Source organism: Pseudoalteromonas sp. Isolate6 (genome assembly GCF_022398435.1).
GTDB lineage: Bacteria > Pseudomonadota > Gammaproteobacteria > Enterobacterales > Alteromonadaceae > Pseudoalteromonas > Pseudoalteromonas galatheae.
In genome coordinates this window covers 1-16,070 of the sequence record NZ_JAKEVK010000038.1, presented here as the reverse complement: position 1 = coordinate 16,070, position 16,070 = coordinate 1, and the positions used below count along the sequence as shown (strand labels likewise).

Genomic DNA, 16,070 nt, shown 5'->3' with positions numbered 1-16,070 from the left:
ACCTTTGGTCGCGGCTTTTTTCGTGTCTAGCTGGAGGCGAAATGCTTACAGGTATAAATCACATTACAATAGCAGTATCTAACCTAAACATATCACTGGATTTTTACTGCGGCTTGTTAAGATTCGAGCTTTGGGTAACTTGGGACAAAGGGGCATATTTAACGCTTGGTGACGTATGGCTTTGCTTATCTTTAGGTGAGATATCTCCAAGCTCAGATTACAGTCATATAGCGTTCAATATTGCTGCCGAAGACTTTACAACTTTTTCTAAAACAGTATTGGAATACGGGGTTGGCGTATGGCAGCAAAATAGCAGCGAAGGAGACTCGCTCTATATTTACGATCCCGATCATCATAAACTTGAGGTCCATAGTGGTAGTTTGCAAAGTCGGTTAAGAAGTTTGCAGCAGCAACCATATTCAGGCCTCACTTGGCACAAAGCGGTGTGATTCTATTTTCTAGAATGCTTGTATCTTTAATTGCGCATTTTACTTCTGGTTACTGAGCTCCATAATAAAACAAAACATGATGGAGCAAAGTAATGGCAATTCAACTAAATGGCAAAGCACATGACATCGGTGGTCTCTCAGTAAACCGCGTACTTCCACAGCGTGCGAAACGTATGGTAGGTCCATTTATCTTTTTTGATCAAATGGGACCCGGCAAATTCAGTATTGGTGATGGTATCGATGTTAGGCCGCATCCGCATATTGGGCTTGCAACCCTCACTTATTTGTTTGAAGGTAACTTGCTCCATCGAGATTCTCTTGGTAATCAACTTGAGATCCATCCAGGGGATGTAAATTGGATGGTGGCAGGGCGCGGTATTGTGCACTCGGAGAGAGAATCGTTTGAAACTAAAGCGCAACCACATGCTATTCATGGTTTGCAATGCTGGGTGGTGCTACCGGAAGAAAATGCTGAAGTTGAGCCCAGTTTCTCACATATAAACCGTTTTGATTTGCCGACTAGGCAACTAGAAGGGGTGATGGCTAGGGTCATTATCGGCAGTGCGTATGGTTTGCATTCTCCTGTCCCAACATTTTCACCTATGTTTTATGTTGATGTGATGGCAAAAGCTGGCGGACATATTGAAAGGCCTGATCAGACACAAGAAGTTGGCGTATATGTGATTTACGGCGAAGTGGTGGTGTCTAATAACTCATATTGTGCAGGCTCATTTGTATTACTTGAAGACGACGACGCGCAATTACATTTCAATGAGAATAGCAGAGTGGTATTGCTCGGTGGAGAGGCGTTTAAAAAAGTCCCTTATATTGATTGGAACTTTGTTTCTTTTAGTAAATCCCGTATTGAACAAGCGAAGCAAGATTGGCGTGAGGGTAGGTTCGATATGATCCCCGGTGATAAATTGGAGCATATTCCTTTGCCTTAGGGTGATAAAAGTACACCCTAATAGAACACGCTCCCTTTTATCTATTAATAGTCGTAACTAATATGCTGGAAGAAGCGAACGTTGATATCTTGCTTTTCAATATTAACAGGAAGTTGTGCAACAAAGCGTTTAATCGCCGTTTCTACGTGATTCATAAAACGACCATAGCCCATATCTTTTTTGTCTTTGTCATTGGCGACGATGACAAAGCGAATGGTATCCACTAGGTTTGCTTCGTTAAACAGCGAGTAAATTTGATTGTCACCGGAGCCGGTATCAAAACTCAGCTTTTGTAGTTCTCGGTTAGTATCAGACTTATCGATTTTGGCGCTTCTGACAATAGGTAAACGGCCATCGGCTACCATGGCTACCATATTGAGCTGTTTATCATTGCAAGAAGAAAGAAATGCATCTTCCAGTGTGCGATAGAATTGTCCGTAGTCACCCGGGCGCATTTGGCTTTGGAACTCTGTTTTTATTGCTCGTGACACTGGAATGTTAAAGGTTGCATAGGTCATTTCGCTATATTCTTCTGGTAACGTGCAGTTTCTGGCTTGATAACGAGGGTAAAGCGCCCGTAACTTATAGCCATACGACTCTTTGTCACCTTTCGCTTTGGCAAAAAGGTCATAAGTTAAATGTTGGTGATCTCGCACTCTAAATTGAGGTTCTACCGGAGAAAAGCCTTCTTTAAGTGCATCAAGTACCTTTTTCACTTTGCTGTGAAAAGTCGCCGCATTGGCGCGTAATTCATTTCCCGTGGCTAAAAATAATAAGCGAATTTTACGTGCTTGGTATCCGTCATTAAGATAAGTCTGATGCGCTTCGTGGAACTTAGGGTTATAGAAAAACAAAATCTGCTTTTCCGTTTGCATGGTATAGGCTTCATCGTGGTAACGCACTACAGGTAATTTGTCGTTTGCGATGACATGCACATTATGCAATTCATATTCGTCGCAAAGCGCGAACAGCTGACGAGACAAACGCTCGTAACAGGCGCTAGTGGAGTCAAAACATGCATAGAATGCATCATCTGGTTTAAACTCAGCAAGAATATAGTGATTGTTTCTAGCCTTAGTTGATATATAAACACGATTCAAATTCATTGAAGCCATTACTTTGTCCTTTCCTCGGTAGCGAGACTTAAGCGTTATTAGCGTTATAAACACTGAGATGGCGCAACTATAGGATGAAGTTGTGACGGAAATATTGCGCTAGAACAAAATTTGTCACAAAAAACTGATGAACATTTAACCAAATGAATAAATCCTGATACAGCGCAGATAATTGCTGTAAGTTCTGCTGAGTTTTTGTAATAATGCCGAGGTTAACTAAGAGCATAATTCAGAGGAAAGATTTCCTATGGCGGAAACTGAAAATCGCCCATCAAACTTTATTCGCAACATTATCGATGCGGATCTTGCCAGTGGCAAACATGCGTCTACGCACACACGTTTTCCACCTGAGCCAAATGGCTTTTTACACATTGGCCATGCTAAATCAATTTGCTTAAATTTTGGTATTGCCCAAGATTATCAAGGTAAGTGTAACTTACGTTTTGACGATACCAACCCAGAAAAAGAAGACATCAACTACGTTAAGTCGATCCAAGAAGACGTACAGTGGCTAGGTTTCGAATGGGATGGCGAAATTTGCTATTCATCAAACTACTTTGACAAGTTGTATAGTTATGCCGTAGAGCTAATTGAAAACGGTAAAGCGTATGTCTGTTTTTTATCTCCAGAGCAAGCGCGCGAGTATCGCGGTACGTTGACTGAGCCTGGCAAAAACAGCCCTTATCGTGACACTTCACCTGAAGAGAACTTAGCCTTATTCGAAAAAATGAGAAATGGCGAGTTTAAAGAAGGTGAATGTGTACTTCGCGCTAAGATTGACATGGCAAGCTCATTTATGGTTCTTCGCGACCCTATCATCTATCGTGTACGTTTTGCACACCATCATCAAACTGGTGATAAGTGGTGCATCTATCCGATGTATGACTTTACGCACTGTATTTCCGATGCGCTTGAAGGGATCACACATTCACTTTGTACATTAGAATTCCAAGATAACCGCCGTTTGTACGACTGGGTGCTAGATAACATCAGCATCGAATGTCATCCACAGCAAATCGAGTTTTCTCGTTTAAATCTTGAATACACGGTAATGTCAAAGCGTAAGCTTAATGACTTGGTTGTTAATAACCATGTTGAAGGGTGGGATGACCCGCGCATGCCGACAATTGCAGGGCTTCGTCGTCGTGGTTATACACCAGCTGCAATTCGCGAATTTTGTAAGCGCATTGGCGTAACCAAAATGGACAACATGGTTGAAATGGGCATGCTAGAAGCGTGTATCCGTGACGACTTAAACGAAAATGCACCACGCGCCATGGCGGTACTTGACCCGGTTAAGCTAATCATTGAAAACTTTGATGCAGATAAAGTTGAAATGCTACAAGCGCCTAATCACCCAACTTTAGACATGGGCGAGCGTGAGCTACCGTTTACGCGCGAAGTCTACATTGAACAAGAAGATTTCCGTGTAGAAGCGAATAAAAAGTTCAAGCGTTTGGTACTAGGTAAAGAAGTGCGTCTTCGTAATGCCTATGTGATTAAAGCTGAGCGCATTGAAGAAGACGAAAACGGTAATATTACGACAATCTACTGTAGTTACGACCCTGATACTTTGGGTAAAAACCCAGAAGATGGTCGCAAGGTGAAAGGCGTAATTCACTGGGTATCTGCTTCACATTGTATTGAAGCGCCAGTGCGTCAGTATGACCGCCTATTTACGGTACCAAACCCAGCGGCTGCTGAAGATTTCACGGAAGTATTAAACCCAGACTCTTTGGTAACCATTGCAAATGCAAAACTTGAGCCTGCGCTTGCAAACGCTAAGCCTGAACAAGGTTATCAGTTTGAGCGTTTAGGTTACTTCTGTCGGGATAACAAGTCAGAAGCGCTAATGTTTAACCAAACTGTTGGTCTACGTGATTCGTGGGCTAAGATAGAACAGCAAGGTTAACACTCAATGAGGTCGGCTTATGTCGACCTTTTTTATTGCTTTTTCTGCGTAAAATTATGTCTGAAAAATCCATCCAACACTTCTATATCAACGAACAGCAGTCCATCTACTTACTGTCTCATCATGATGCAAAAAAGCACCGTCAATGGCTGAATATCTGTAAAAAACAATTGAGCCAACTTGGCTATAAACATGTTGAGGTAATTGGCTCTGGTGCATTTGGTTTCGTATTTGCTGGTACAAGTGATATGGGTAAAGACTGGGTGTTTAAATTTTCTCGGATCACGCTTGCCCAAAGTGTGCGTGATAGGCTTGAAGATGAAGGCTATATGTTGTCGCAAATTGACAACCCGATGGTGCCAAACTTCTATGCCTTCGAGCGAGTAAAAAAGCAAGGCATTTTGATGATGGAGCGTGCCCCAGGTGAAGATTTAGAAAAGATCTCACTCAAAAAGGGCCGTTTTAAAGCGCATGAGTTGGTAAGCCTCGCGTTAAAACTCAGAAATGTATTGGTTGATTTGCGCGAGCGTCGCAACGGTATGTCTCCGCAGCCCATAGTTCATGGAGATATTAAGCCATCTAATATCGTTTGGGATGAAGCTTCCGATGGTTTCTCTTTGGTTGATTGGGGAAGCTCAGTCTATGCTCAGGTGGACGTACATGGCGAGCCTATCGCTAGCAATATCATGGATTTAATGTCATCTGATGTAAGTACGACCAACGCTCGGATGGGAGATGTGTATTTTATTGGTGATGAACAAATGTCGGGTGCACAATCTTCTCCTCGTTTTGATGAGCAAGGCGTTGCATCGACGATTTATGCACTGGCTAGCGCACAATCATGTCGCTTTGGTGCTCAGGTCATCCCTGCTAGCGCTTTGGGGCTGCCAAAAGTATTTGCGCAAGTGCTAGATGGCATGCTTAGCAAAGACAAAGCAACGAGAGATAGCGCAGGGGATTACTTTGTTCGTAATATGCCTGCAATGGCAAAAATGTATTTACCTGATTTAACGCTGTCAGAGAAAAAATCCCGCATTCCTTTTTGGACCTATGAAACCTCAGTTAAGCCTGAAACGGTCGTCTACAGCTCACGCAAGCAGTTTTTGCGTCGTGCTGATGATAAACACAATCTAAGAGACGTAAACGACGCGCAATTAGATAGATATTATAAAGAGTTTTTGTTCGATACCGGCGATACTGAGAAAGCCTTTTTGGCCTCAATTAGCAGACTGGCAAAATACCCAGTGGTTGGTGGTCTCAGTTTTCACTGGAAAGACGCGCAGTTATTTGTTGAGTCGAGTCTTATTTTACATGACGAAACATTGAGTCTTGCATTTAAAGACGCGTTAAACGCTACCGTAATGCTCGCGCAGGGAATAAAACAAAAAGGTTTGTTTAAATGTTGTTTGTTCGACGCGCGACAAACTATTCAATTGACTCGTGACGGCACTGGTGCATTCCAATTTGACCATCTGCCAGAACTAGAGTTTAGCATTAGCGATATTTCGAGCAATGAAATTACACGCCCGCATTCATACTTTGAAGACGGTAAAGATCCAGACGAGCAACTGCAGCTGCCAAGACAGATAATTCAATGCGTGTTCGAGTTAAACCAGATCCATCATACAGGTTGCATCATTTTTGAATCGTTGCAAGATAGGATGAAAATTCATTATTACTATCGGCTACTTGATGCTAATAAAGAGGCGCAATTTAAGGCGCTACTGACTCGGATCATGCAATATGCGGTTAGTATTCAAGATTATGGCGTAGCAGGGTTTATGAAGCTGCCCTATAAAAATACACGTGAGTTTGCTCTATGCGATCGTCAGCCTGACTTTTTCTTTCCCAAAAACCCCAAAACATTTGTTGTTAACACTTAGGTGCTACTTAGGTGTTAGTACCACTTCTGGCCAGTCATTAACTACTAATTCTTTACACTAATTATAGTGAAAGCAGGAGTGGTAAACATGACAACACAATTTCAAATTAACGCGATTGATTACAAACAATTTAAGCATTTATTTTCTTTAAGTGATGAAGAACTAGCGGCATTACATGCCAAGAAGCTCATGGTTGACGCTAAACCCGGCTATCCTTGTCGTGTTTCCCTACAAGAAGCCGAGATTGGGGAGGTGGTGTTGTTATTACAATATCAGCACCATACTACTTTATCGCCATATCGCTCTTCTGGGCCTATCTTTGTGAGGGAAAATGCAGTACTGGCAGAGCCTAAAGTAAATGAAGTGCCAGAAATCTTGCAAACCAGATCACTGTCCATCAGGGCCTACGACAGCTTGGGTGTAATGATTGAGGCGCAAATCGTAAAAGGAATGGAAGTTAAAGACTGCCTCCATACCATATTGGATGACCATAAAATCGAATATGTGCATATTCACAATGCAAGCCCCGGTTGCTTTAATTGCATAGCGCGCAGAGTATAGGAAAAAGAAGGTGGATCTGCCCAGGCTAAAACCAATCTGTTGAGCCTTTCAGAGTTGATGGTGTCAAGTTGAGGCTCTTACTGATTTATGAAATAGTGACTATACCAATTCAAATGGTTATAACCTAGCTGACGAAAGAAAGTGATGAGCAATCAACTCGCTTGCGATAGCAATGCTATTCGTAAGTCTATAGAAGTGCTGTACAAGCAAGAAAGCCGGAAAATTTATGCCACACTGATCCGCCTTCTAGGTGACTTTGAGTTAGCAGAAGAAGCATTGCAAGACGCGTTTAATATGGCGTTAAAACACTGGCCTACTCAAGGCATGCCAGAAAACCCAGTCCCTTGGCTGATTTCTACTGGTCGTTTTAAAGCCATTGATGCAATACGCAAACAGCAACGTCAAAGAGAAAAGCTAGAAGTTGCTACTGAAGTGGATGAGCTTTCTGATATCGCAGGTCAAGCCCAAGAGCAAAACGCCAATGTAATTGAAGACGACCAACTGCGGTTAATTTTTACTTGTTGCCATCCAGCGATTGATCCTAAAGTACAAGTTGCGCTTACTCTGCGGGAGGTCTGTGGACTAACAACAGAGGAAATTGCCAGTGCATTTTTGGTGTCTAACACAACAATGGCACAACGAATTGTGCGCGGCAAAGCGAAGATCCGTGATGCCCGTATTCCGTTCGAGCTGCCAGACGACACTGACTTTAACAACCGACTTGATGCGGTGCTCACGGTTATCTATCTGGTCTTTAATGAAGGGTATTCTGCAACACAAGGCGAACTTGCAATACGCAGTGAACTGACTTCGGAGGCCATCCGCTTAACTCGTTTACTTTATTCTCTAACGCCAGATCCAGAAGTGGCGGGGCTACTCGCCTTGATGCTCTTGAATGATGCTAGAAAGGCGGCGCGCACCAATGCTAGCGGTGACATCATTTTACTGGAAGATCAAGACCGAAGCCTTTGGAGTAAAGGTATGATTGCAGAAGGTACGCAGTTGATCGCTGAAATAATGCGCGCCGGTGAATATGGCTTTTACACCATTCAGGCGGCTATCTCTGCGACTCATGCTGTGGCGACAACCGCAGAGGCGACAGATTGGTCACAGATTGTTGAATTATACGCTCAGCTACACCAAGTGAGCCCGTCTCCTGTTATCGAGCTCAACCAAGCGGTTGCAATCGCTATGAAAGAGGGACCAGATGCGGGTATTACCGTGATAGAGCGGCTATTTGAGCACAAAGAAATGCAAAGGTATCACTTGGCTCATGCGGCTTATGGCGAACTATTATCTCGTGCTGGCAGAACGGCTAGTGCGATTAATGCATTTAAAACGGCTCTCAATTTAACAACGCAATTACCAGAGCAAAGGGTTCTCAAACAAAAGCTTCTCAAGCTCGGTGAAAATTAATTAAGAAAATTCTCCTTACTTTGTCGATCTCTAGAGAGTGCATTCGACTAGAGTGTATAGAGCACTTTATTTATCAAAACCGCAGGTAATCTTTGGTTATTCAGCTCTATTTATGAAAGATATCAGGAGAATTGACGATGAAAGTAATGGTGATTGTAAAAGCAAGTGAAGGGTCTGAAGCAGGGGGGCTACCAACCGCGGAATTAATGGCTGCGATGGGAGAATTCAATAATGCATTAGTTGATGCTGGAATAACGACTTCTGGTGACGGTTTGAAGCCGAGTAAAGAGGGAGTTCGCGTTCGTTTTAAAGGCGAAGAGCGCATTGTAACTAAAGGGCCTTTTGCAGAGACTAATGAGTTAATTGCAGGTTATTGGGTATGGGAAGTAACATCAATGGAAGAGGCGCTAGAATGGGTTAAGCGCTGCCCTAATCCTATGAATGAGGAATCTGATATTGAAGTTAGACCGTTTTATGAAATGGCTGATTTTGCAGGTATCGACCCCTGCGGCGAAATCCTAGAAGACGAAGAACAATTAAGACAAAAGATTGCGATGCAAACCGCGCATGTTTGCAATTATTTATTCTTTGCAGGGCGTACCGAAGAGGCACTTGAATACTATCAACAGCATCTATGTGCCAAAGTCGGTCTGCTTATGCGTTTTAACGAAAGTCCAGATCCTATTCCTGATGGTGCGATACCAGAAAACTTCTCCGATAAAGTAATGCACTGTGAGTTTAGTATTGGCGATATGAATATTTTTGCATCTGACGGCTGTGGTGGTGATGCACCGTTTGCAGGATTTAGTCTGTCTATAACAATTGATTCTGAACAAGAAGCTCACCGAGCATTTAATGCGCTAGCCGATGGTGGTACGGTCAAAATGCCATTACAAGAAACATTTTGGTCCCCCCTGTATGGTCAGGTCGTCGATAAATTCGGTGTGGCGTGGATGGTGATGTTACCCAGTAACGCTGCTAATTAACCTTGATCACGAAATAGCTAAGTTAAAAGCGAGCAGCATAAGACGCTAGCTATTCAGATACCAATTAATAAGGAGCTGGACATACTATGAAATATGTAGCTTTGGTTTATTACGATGAACAATCAATGGAAAAGCTCTCACAAGATGAATGGGACGCACTGAATCGTGAATGCATCGCGTGTGGAGAATCATTAAAAGAGCGCAAGCAGATGATAGGCGGTAACGCCTTACTCTCAACTCAAAGTGCGACAACACTACGGATACGAGCGGGTAAAGTCGATATTACCGATGGTCCATTCGCAGAGACTAAAGAGCAGCTTGCGGGCTTTTATTTACTTGATGTTAAAGATCTAAATGAGGCCATCCAAGCGGCTAGCAAAATTCCGCCAGCGCGTTATGGCAGCATTGAAATTCGGCCTGTTCGCGAGTTGCAAGACGAGAATAATGTCAGCTATGAAGCACAAAGACGAGGATAATAGAGAGGTCAAAAATGAGTTATATCGATGGTTTTGTATGTGCTGTACCCACCAATAAACGTGAAGAATATCAAGCGCACGCCAGTAAAGCGGCAAAAGTGTTTAAAAAATTTGGAGCAGAGCGCGTTGTCGAGGCCTGGGGGGATGATGTTCCTGATGGAACGCTTACCTCTTTTCCACTGGCTGTAAAGTGTAAGCCTGATGAAACTGTGGTGTTTTCCTGGATCACTTGGCCTTCAAAAGAAGTCCGTGATGCTGGAATGGCAGAAGTATTTAAAGATCCTATTTGCGATCAAGAAGCTAATCCAATGCCGTTTGATGGCAAAAGGCTTATCTATGGTGGCTTTAGGACAATTGTGGAATGCTGAGCTACTCTACAAAAAAGCCAGCAACTTGTGCTGGCTTAATAATGCTTAAATAGGCGAAAAGGGTAGGTTAATTACCATTTTCCTCAGCGTACTTTTTGCACGCTTCTTTATCTTCACACTCACCATAAAGGTATAGTGAATGGTTAGTCAGTTTGATACCATTGCTGTTAGCAATTTCTTCTTGGCGTGTTTCAATAACGTCATCCTCGAATTCGACAACTTTGCCGCATTTCAAACATACCAAGTGATCATGGTGAGTGCTGCCAGACAGCTCGAAAACAGATTTACCGCCTTCAAAGTGGTGACGTGTTACAATACCAGCATCATCAAATTGGTTTAGTACGCGATATACCGTAGCTAGGCCAATTTCTTCACCTTTGTCTAATAAGATCTTGTACACATCTTCTGCGCTGATGTGCTGATTATCAGGAGACTGAAGGATCTCTAAAATTTTGATGCGTGGAAGCGTTACTTTTAAACCAGCCTTTTTAAGCTCTAAGTTGTGATCAGTCATTAAATCTGTCTCAATCTGTTAGTTATAATTTGTCTTAGGTCAATATTCACGACGCTATACCTAAGAATAACTTGCTCGGGCAGCAAGTGCAAAGCAAATGGAATTAATCTTCCAGCTCGCTTAAGCACATTTCATCATATACTTGTGCACACCATTGTTTAACACGTTGCTCTGTTAGTTCAGGCTGACGGTCTTCATCAATACCAAGACCAACAAACTTACCGTCTTCAACGACAGCTTTTGACGCTTCAAAATCATAACCATCGGTAGACCAATGACCAACCACAATTGCTCCGCGCTCGGTAACTATGTCATTAACCATGCCCATCGCGTCAAGGAAATACTCTGCGTAATCTTCCTGATCGCCACAGCCAAAAATTGCAACTAACTTACCTTCGAAATCGACTTCTTCAAGCTCAGGGAAAAAATCATCCCAATCACACTGTGCTTCGCCGTAATACCAAGTTGGAATACCGAATAGTAGTAAATCAAATTCGGCAATCTCTTCCTTACTGCTTTTAGCAATATCTTTTACGTCTACGAGCTTTTTACCCAGCTCTTTTTGAATCATTTTAGCAACGTGTTCTGTGTTACCAGTATCACTGCCGAAAAAAATACCTACGCTTGCCATTAATTGCTTACCTTCTATCTATTAACCGCTAACTTTTCTTGTAAGATGGTCTCGATGAGTGCACTTCGACTAATGTTTTGCGACTCTGCCATATCACTTAGCGCTTGATACAACTCTGATGAAACCTTAAATTCTACTCTTTTCAGGCCACGAGCACGATCTCTTTTGATTTGATTGCGCTTGTTAACCTTTAACTGCACTTCTCGTGGCAGTGGATTTGTCTTGGGACGTCCGGGACGTTTTTCATTTTCAAATAGGTCGATAGTGGTTCTATCTGTTTCAGCCTTGGCCATTATCCAACACCTGCGCCTTGCCAAAACACCTGGATCAAGCCTTTAGCAATAAATCCAGAACAGCCTAGAAATAACACTAGCCATACGATGTAGCGTCCGAACTTTGGTACATCACCTTTTTTCAGTACGTCCTGAATAGCCATACCGATGAAAAAGAATATACCAGCTAGTGCAAACCATAGCCCTAGCGTTTCAAATTCATTTATAAATTGACTGACCATCTGAGCTCTACTCAATACTTAAACGGCGGCTACTATATCACAACCTAAATGCATAAATTAAGTTTATAACGGTAATTCGATTCGTTTTATTGAAGAAAATCAATAATTGAGCGATTTACTGCTTCAGGTTTTTCTGCGTGTAGCCAATGGCCTGCACCTTGAATTATTTTTGCTCGCGCATTTGGAAAAGAGCGAGCTATTGCATCCCTATGCTCAGGCAGGATGTAGTCAGAATTATTCCCTTTAATAAACAAAGTATCGCACAAACAGGAATGAGTTTCATTAATGTTTGATGTAATTGTATCGTATTTTTCAGTAATTACGTCTAAATTAAAACGCCAAGCAAGTTTGCCTTGTTCATTTTTTGCTAAACTTTTGAGCAAAAACTGACGCACGCCGACTGTTTCAATATACTGCGACATGATGGCATCTGCTTCACTACGACTGGATACATCACCTTCTTGTACTTCGTTCAGCGCAGTAATTATTGCATCATGCCTAGAGTGATAATCAACAGGTGCAATATCTAATACGACAAGTTTGTTGACGCTTTCAGGGAATAATTGGGCAAATTGCATTACCACTTTACCACCCATCGAATGGCCAACGAGGTTTACTTTGTCCAGCTCTAACTCTTCCATTAGCGCCTTGACGTCATTTGCCATTATTGGATAGGACATTTGCCCATCATGAAAAGAGCGACCGTGATTTCTCAAATCGACATTAATCACATTGAAATGTTCGGCAAGTGCTTTTGCCACCACATTTACATTTTCCAAAGAACCAAATAGTCCGTGCATAACAAATACACTAGGTTTGGCTTGGTCGCCAATTTGTTGATAGTTTAACTGCATAAATCCTCCAAATTTGGCGCTAATTGTGACATCGAAGAGTAAAAATGCAAAGCCATAGAGTAATAAGTTAAATTTGGATATACTAAGTGGCAATTGAAATGAGTTGCTCCTAATTAGCATAGATGACAGGAAACGCATGAAAAAGATAGAAATAGATGACGAGCTATATCAATACATTGCAAGTAACACACAAAGTATTGGAGAAAGTGCTTCTGAGATTTTACGTCGTTTATTAAAACTTACTCCTGGGACAGAATCTAAACCCGTCGTACAGCAGGAAGAAAAACAAGTACAAGAATTGGCCGCTGAGTCGCAAACAAAAACACCAAACCAAACGGTAAAGCCAGCAGCGAATGTCTTTAATATTCTTAATAAAGAAGAGCTCGCAATGCAAAAGGGCGTAGTCGGGCGCTTTTTGTTTATCCTATCCGCGCTCCATCGTACACATAAATCCGAATTTAATAATGTGCTTGAAATTAAGGGTCGCGATAGAATTTATTTTGCTACGAGTAAAAATGCACTACTCGAAAGTGGCAGCAGTATGAACCCGAAAAATATCGCAGACAGCGAATATTGGGTGATGACAAATTCAAATACGACTAGAAAGAAAATGATGCTTCATGAAGTAGCTAAGGTGTTAGGTTACACAGATGAAGCTGCCGAGAAAATTAGAGACTACCTATAAGTAAGGAAATCTTATGGCGATCCATCCACAAGCTGGCAACAAGGTATCGAAAGAATTATTGGTAAATGTACCAAAATTGGTTTCATCGTACTATTTAAATGAGCCTGATTTAGAAGCACATCCAGAGCATTGTGTCGCCTTTGGCACAAGTGGTCACCGAGGTTGCTCACTTAATTTTAAGTTTAATGAGTCGCATATTCTGGCCATCACTCAAGCGATTTGTGACTACCGTAAAAACAATAATATTTACGGTCCGCTTTTTCTTGGTAAAGACACTCATGCGTTGTCGGAGGCCGCTTTTAACTCGGCTATTGAGGTTTTGGTTGCCAACGAAGTGCAAGTTATCACACAACAAAATGATGACTACACTCCAACCCCAGTGATCAGTCATGCGATTGTCTCGCACAATTTAACCAATCCACACGAACTTGCAGATGGTATTGTGGTGACGCCATCACATAACCCGCCAGAAGATGGCGGGTTCAAATATAACCCACCAAATGGTGGACCTGCCGATACTGATGTTACCAAGTGGATTGAAGATAGAGCTAATCAGCTACTACTTGAAGATTTGGTTGAAGTTGAGTTATTCCCGTTTGCAAAAGCGAGAAGATCTGGATTTATCAAGTATGAAGATCTGATCACGCCATATGTCGAAGACTTGGGTAATATAATTGATATGGAAGCTATTGCTCGAGCCGGAGTTAATATTGGTGTGGATCCTCTTGGTGGTTCAGGTGTTAATTTCTGGCCGGTGATCGCCAAACACTATGACTTGAAGCTCACGGTTGTAAATGACGTTGTAGACCCGAGTTTTTCTTTTATGCCACTAGATAAAGACGGCAAGGTGCGGATGGATTGTTCATCGCCTTTTGCGATGGCTAATTTGATAGCACTAAAAGACGACTACGATATCGGTATTGGTAATGACCCAGACTTCGACAGACATGGCATTGTCACGCCTGATGGCCTGATGAATCCTAATCACTTTTTAGCGGTTGCAATTGATTACCTCATTAAACACCGAGGCTGGAAGAGCTCAGTAAAAATCGGTAAAACTTTGGTATCTAGTGCCATGATTGACAAAGTGTGTGGCGCAAATGGTCGAGAAGTTTACGAAGTGCCAGTTGGCTTTAAATGGTTTGTAGACGGTTTAGCGGCTGAAGAACTCGCGTTTGGTGGTGAAGAGAGTGCTGGCGCTGCGTTTTTAAGAAAAGATGGCACTACATGGTGTACAGATAAAGACGGTTTTATCATGGGGTTACTTGCCGCTGAAATCCAAGCTGTTACCGGTAAATCGCCATCTCAGCATTATCGCGCTTTTGAACAAGCATTTGGCGCACCTGTATACAAACGTATCGATGCACCCGCAAGTACTGAGCAAAAAGCAAAGCTCAAGGCATTGAGTGCGGACAACATAAAGGCGGACACCCTAGCAGGTGATAAAATTACTCAGATATTAACCAATGCCCCTGGTAACGGCGCGGCTATCGGTGGCCTTAAAGTCGTTACCGAAAACGGTTGGTTTGCGGCGCGTCCATCGGGCACTGAAGATATCTACAAAATTTATCTTGAATCATTTAAAGGTGAAGCGCATTTAGCTGAACTTGAACATGAGGCAAAGACATTGGTTGACTCAGTGATTAGTTAACAAAAAGCTTCTACAAGCCATACTCCTCGTATGGCTTTTTTGTATCCCAATGCGGATTATTCAACAATATCAATTTGGAATTATGACGTACTTAGCAGAATTAAAACAAAGCGGTGACTTTCTTACTATCACAAGAAATAACGAATTTACACTTGAACCCGTGAACTTCACTTTAGACAACGGTACCTTGGTGGAAGTCCATGATACTGGTGTGATCCAGTTTACGCCCGCAGGTGAAACAACGAAAGATATTGTGCTATCGAGCGCTGTGCACGGTAATGAAACCGCACCAATTGAAATATGTGACGAGCTTATCCAACATATTATTACTGGTAAACTGGCGTTGGCACAACGGGTGTTGTTTATTTTTGGCAACCCGAAATCCATTAATATTGGCAAGCGTTTTGTCGATGAAAATCTAAACCGCCTATTTAACGGTGCACATAATCAAGAAACAGATAATCCTGAAAAGGTCAGAGCTCAAAAGCTAGAAGGTTATGTTAGGGCTTTCTTTGAACAAGATGACGGTGAGCGCTATCGTTGTCATTACGACCTTCACACTGCTATTCGGGGATCTAAAAACGAGAAGTTTGCAGTCTATCCATTTTTACATGGTAAGCCGTGGAAGAAATCGCAGCTGCAATTTTTATTGTCATGCGGTGTCAATACCGTATTAATGATGCGCTCGGCTGCGACGACATTTAGTTACTTTTCTTCTTACCAGTTTGGGGCCGACGCTTTTACTATCGAACTTGGACAGGTTAAGCCGTTTGGTGAAAATAACATGGCGAGCTTTGCAAAAACCAAAGAAACGCTAAAAGCATTAATTAGCCAAGAAGAAGTAGAATATAAAGAATTTAATGCAAATGACTTCGAGCTGTTTACGGTTTATCGCACCATCAATCGTACTCAAGCAGAATTCTCTTTCCCATTCCCTGATTCTGCTGAGAATTTTACAGGCTTTGCAAAAGGTGAATTACTAGCGACAGACGGAGATAAGCAGTATTTCGCTGAAGTTGAGGGCGAAGCTATTATCTTCCCAAATGCCAATGTTGCTTTGGGGCAACGTGCATTACTAACGGTTATCCCGTTAGAGGTTGATGAAAAC

18 protein-coding genes are annotated in these 16,070 nt (G+C 42.3%); 12 read left to right on the top strand and 6 right to left on the bottom strand.

All coding sequences use genetic code 11. The annotated features are described in order from the left end of the window. The first annotated feature begins 41 nt into the window (after positions 1-41). Both L1D50_RS07910 and L1D50_RS07905 read left to right on the top strand, forming a co-directional pair. Complete coding sequence (locus L1D50_RS07910; RefSeq protein WP_128728078.1) at positions 42-449, top strand: VOC family protein; 408 nt, start codon at positions 42-44, stop codon at positions 447-449. Positions 450-541: 92 nt separating this feature from the next. Next, the gene (locus L1D50_RS07905) at positions 542-1,396 is read left to right on the top strand and encodes a pirin family protein (RefSeq protein ID WP_239965836.1); all 855 of its coding nucleotides are present in this window, start codon (positions 542-544) and stop codon (positions 1,394-1,396) included. Between the two features lie 44 nt (positions 1,397-1,440). Here L1D50_RS07905 and L1D50_RS07900 read toward each other — a convergent pair whose 3' ends face one another. Then, complete coding sequence (locus L1D50_RS07900) at positions 1,441-2,511, bottom strand: DUF3083 family protein (RefSeq protein ID WP_239965835.1); 1,071 nt, start codon at positions 2,509-2,511, stop codon at positions 1,441-1,443. Positions 2,512-2,758: 247 nt separating this feature from the next. On the opposite strand from L1D50_RS07900, the gene glnS reads away from it, so the two are divergent. The 7 genes from glnS to L1D50_RS07865 all read left to right on the top strand — a co-directional run bounded on the left by glnS (position 2,759) and on the right by L1D50_RS07865 (position 10,113). Then, positions 2,759-4,423: a glutamine--tRNA ligase gene (gene glnS, locus L1D50_RS07895; RefSeq protein WP_128728081.1), complete on the top strand. Its 1,665-nt coding sequence runs from the start codon at positions 2,759-2,761 to the stop codon at positions 4,421-4,423. A 56-nt stretch (positions 4,424-4,479) separates the two neighbouring features. After that, positions 4,480-6,306 carry a serine/threonine protein kinase gene (locus tag L1D50_RS07890; RefSeq protein WP_239965834.1) on the top strand — a complete coding sequence of 609 codons (1,827 nt, stop codon included), beginning with the start codon at positions 4,480-4,482 and terminating at the stop codon, positions 6,304-6,306. An 87-nt stretch (positions 6,307-6,393) separates the two neighbouring features. Next, positions 6,394-6,867: a DUF1203 domain-containing protein gene (locus L1D50_RS07885; RefSeq protein ID WP_128728083.1), complete on the top strand. Its 474-nt coding sequence runs from the start codon at positions 6,394-6,396 to the stop codon at positions 6,865-6,867. A gap of 144 nt (positions 6,868-7,011) precedes the next feature. Then, positions 7,012-8,283: an RNA polymerase sigma factor gene (locus tag L1D50_RS07880; protein ID WP_128728084.1), complete on the top strand. Its 1,272-nt coding sequence runs from the start codon at positions 7,012-7,014 to the stop codon at positions 8,281-8,283. A 137-nt stretch (positions 8,284-8,420) separates the two neighbouring features. Further along, on the top strand, positions 8,421-9,269 hold the full coding sequence (locus tag L1D50_RS07875; RefSeq protein ID WP_239965833.1) for a YciI family protein: 849 nt from the start codon (positions 8,421-8,423) through the stop codon (positions 9,267-9,269). 86 nt (positions 9,270-9,355) lie between these two features. Further along, on the top strand, positions 9,356-9,745 hold the full coding sequence (locus tag L1D50_RS07870; RefSeq protein ID WP_128728086.1) for a YciI family protein: 390 nt from the start codon (positions 9,356-9,358) through the stop codon (positions 9,743-9,745). 14 nt (positions 9,746-9,759) lie between these two features. After that, positions 9,760-10,113, top strand: coding sequence for a DUF1428 domain-containing protein (locus tag L1D50_RS07865; protein WP_128728087.1), 354 nt, complete (start codon positions 9,760-9,762; stop codon positions 10,111-10,113). 67 nt (positions 10,114-10,180) lie between these two features. Here the strand turns inward: L1D50_RS07865 and fur are convergent, their stop codons facing one another. The 5 genes from fur to L1D50_RS07840 form a co-directional block, all read right to left on the bottom strand. Continuing rightward, a complete protein-coding gene (gene fur / locus L1D50_RS07860; RefSeq protein ID WP_010372691.1) occupies positions 10,181-10,627 on the bottom strand; it encodes a ferric iron uptake transcriptional regulator in 447 nt (148 codons plus the stop codon). Between the two features lie 103 nt (positions 10,628-10,730). Further along, positions 10,731-11,258: a flavodoxin FldA gene (gene fldA, locus L1D50_RS07855; protein ID WP_010604714.1), complete on the bottom strand. Its 528-nt coding sequence runs from the start codon at positions 11,256-11,258 to the stop codon at positions 10,731-10,733. Positions 11,259-11,272: 14 nt separating this feature from the next. Beyond that, positions 11,273-11,551, bottom strand: coding sequence for a LexA regulated protein (ybfE, locus tag L1D50_RS07850; protein ID WP_010372698.1), 279 nt, complete (start codon positions 11,549-11,551; stop codon positions 11,273-11,275). Beyond that, positions 11,551-11,772 carry a DUF2788 domain-containing protein gene (locus L1D50_RS07845; protein ID WP_010372701.1) on the bottom strand — a complete coding sequence of 74 codons (222 nt, stop codon included), beginning with the start codon at positions 11,770-11,772 and terminating at the stop codon, positions 11,551-11,553. The genes ybfE and L1D50_RS07845 overlap by 1 nt, the downstream gene beginning before the upstream one ends. 86 nt (positions 11,773-11,858) lie before the next feature. Next, the gene (locus L1D50_RS07840; RefSeq protein ID WP_239965832.1) at positions 11,859-12,626 is read right to left on the bottom strand and encodes an alpha/beta fold hydrolase; all 768 of its coding nucleotides are present in this window, start codon (positions 12,624-12,626) and stop codon (positions 11,859-11,861) included. 136 nt (positions 12,627-12,762) lie between these two features. Here L1D50_RS07840 and seqA point away from each other — a divergent pair, with 136 nt between their 5' ends. The 3 genes from seqA to astE form a co-directional block, all read left to right on the top strand. Continuing rightward, positions 12,763-13,311 (top strand): replication initiation negative regulator SeqA, encoded by a 549-nt coding sequence (seqA, locus tag L1D50_RS07835; protein ID WP_128728089.1) that lies wholly within the window; start codon positions 12,763-12,765, stop codon positions 13,309-13,311. Positions 13,312-13,324: 13 nt separating this feature from the next. Then, positions 13,325-14,962, top strand: coding sequence for a phosphoglucomutase (alpha-D-glucose-1,6-bisphosphate-dependent) (gene pgm, locus L1D50_RS07830; protein ID WP_239965831.1), 1,638 nt, complete (start codon positions 13,325-13,327; stop codon positions 14,960-14,962). A gap of 82 nt (positions 14,963-15,044) precedes the next feature. Then, positions 15,045-16,070, top strand: a 1,026-nt coding sequence (gene astE / locus L1D50_RS07825) for a succinylglutamate desuccinylase (protein ID WP_239965830.1), incomplete at its 3' end; no start/stop codon positions are given.

Coding starts and splice junctions, on each gene's coding strand:
- L1D50_RS07910 (WP_128728078.1), top strand. CDS start 42: ATGCTTACAGGTATAAATCACATTACAATAGCAGTATCTAACCTAAAC.
- L1D50_RS07905 (WP_239965836.1), top strand. CDS start 542: ATGGCAATTCAACTAAATGGCAAAGCACATGACATCGGTGGTCTCTCA.
- L1D50_RS07900 (WP_239965835.1), bottom strand. CDS start 2,511: ATGGCTTCAATGAATTTGAATCGTGTTTATATATCAACTAAGGCTAGA.
- glnS (WP_128728081.1), top strand. CDS start 2,759: ATGGCGGAAACTGAAAATCGCCCATCAAACTTTATTCGCAACATTATC.
- L1D50_RS07890 (WP_239965834.1), top strand. CDS start 4,480: ATGTCTGAAAAATCCATCCAACACTTCTATATCAACGAACAGCAGTCC.
- L1D50_RS07885 (WP_128728083.1), top strand. CDS start 6,394: ATGACAACACAATTTCAAATTAACGCGATTGATTACAAACAATTTAAG.
- L1D50_RS07880 (WP_128728084.1), top strand. CDS start 7,012: ATGAGCAATCAACTCGCTTGCGATAGCAATGCTATTCGTAAGTCTATA.
- L1D50_RS07875 (WP_239965833.1), top strand. CDS start 8,421: ATGAAAGTAATGGTGATTGTAAAAGCAAGTGAAGGGTCTGAAGCAGGG.
- L1D50_RS07870 (WP_128728086.1), top strand. CDS start 9,356: ATGAAATATGTAGCTTTGGTTTATTACGATGAACAATCAATGGAAAAG.
- L1D50_RS07865 (WP_128728087.1), top strand. CDS start 9,760: ATGAGTTATATCGATGGTTTTGTATGTGCTGTACCCACCAATAAACGT.
- fur (WP_010372691.1), bottom strand. CDS start 10,627: ATGACTGATCACAACTTAGAGCTTAAAAAGGCTGGTTTAAAAGTAACG.
- fldA (WP_010604714.1), bottom strand. CDS start 11,258: ATGGCAAGCGTAGGTATTTTTTTCGGCAGTGATACTGGTAACACAGAA.
- ybfE (WP_010372698.1), bottom strand. CDS start 11,551: ATGGCCAAGGCTGAAACAGATAGAACCACTATCGACCTATTTGAAAAT.
- L1D50_RS07845 (WP_010372701.1), bottom strand. CDS start 11,772: ATGGTCAGTCAATTTATAAATGAATTTGAAACGCTAGGGCTATGGTTT.
- L1D50_RS07840 (WP_239965832.1), bottom strand. CDS start 12,626: ATGCAGTTAAACTATCAACAAATTGGCGACCAAGCCAAACCTAGTGTA.
- seqA (WP_128728089.1), top strand. CDS start 12,763: ATGAAAAAGATAGAAATAGATGACGAGCTATATCAATACATTGCAAGT.
- pgm (WP_239965831.1), top strand. CDS start 13,325: ATGGCGATCCATCCACAAGCTGGCAACAAGGTATCGAAAGAATTATTG.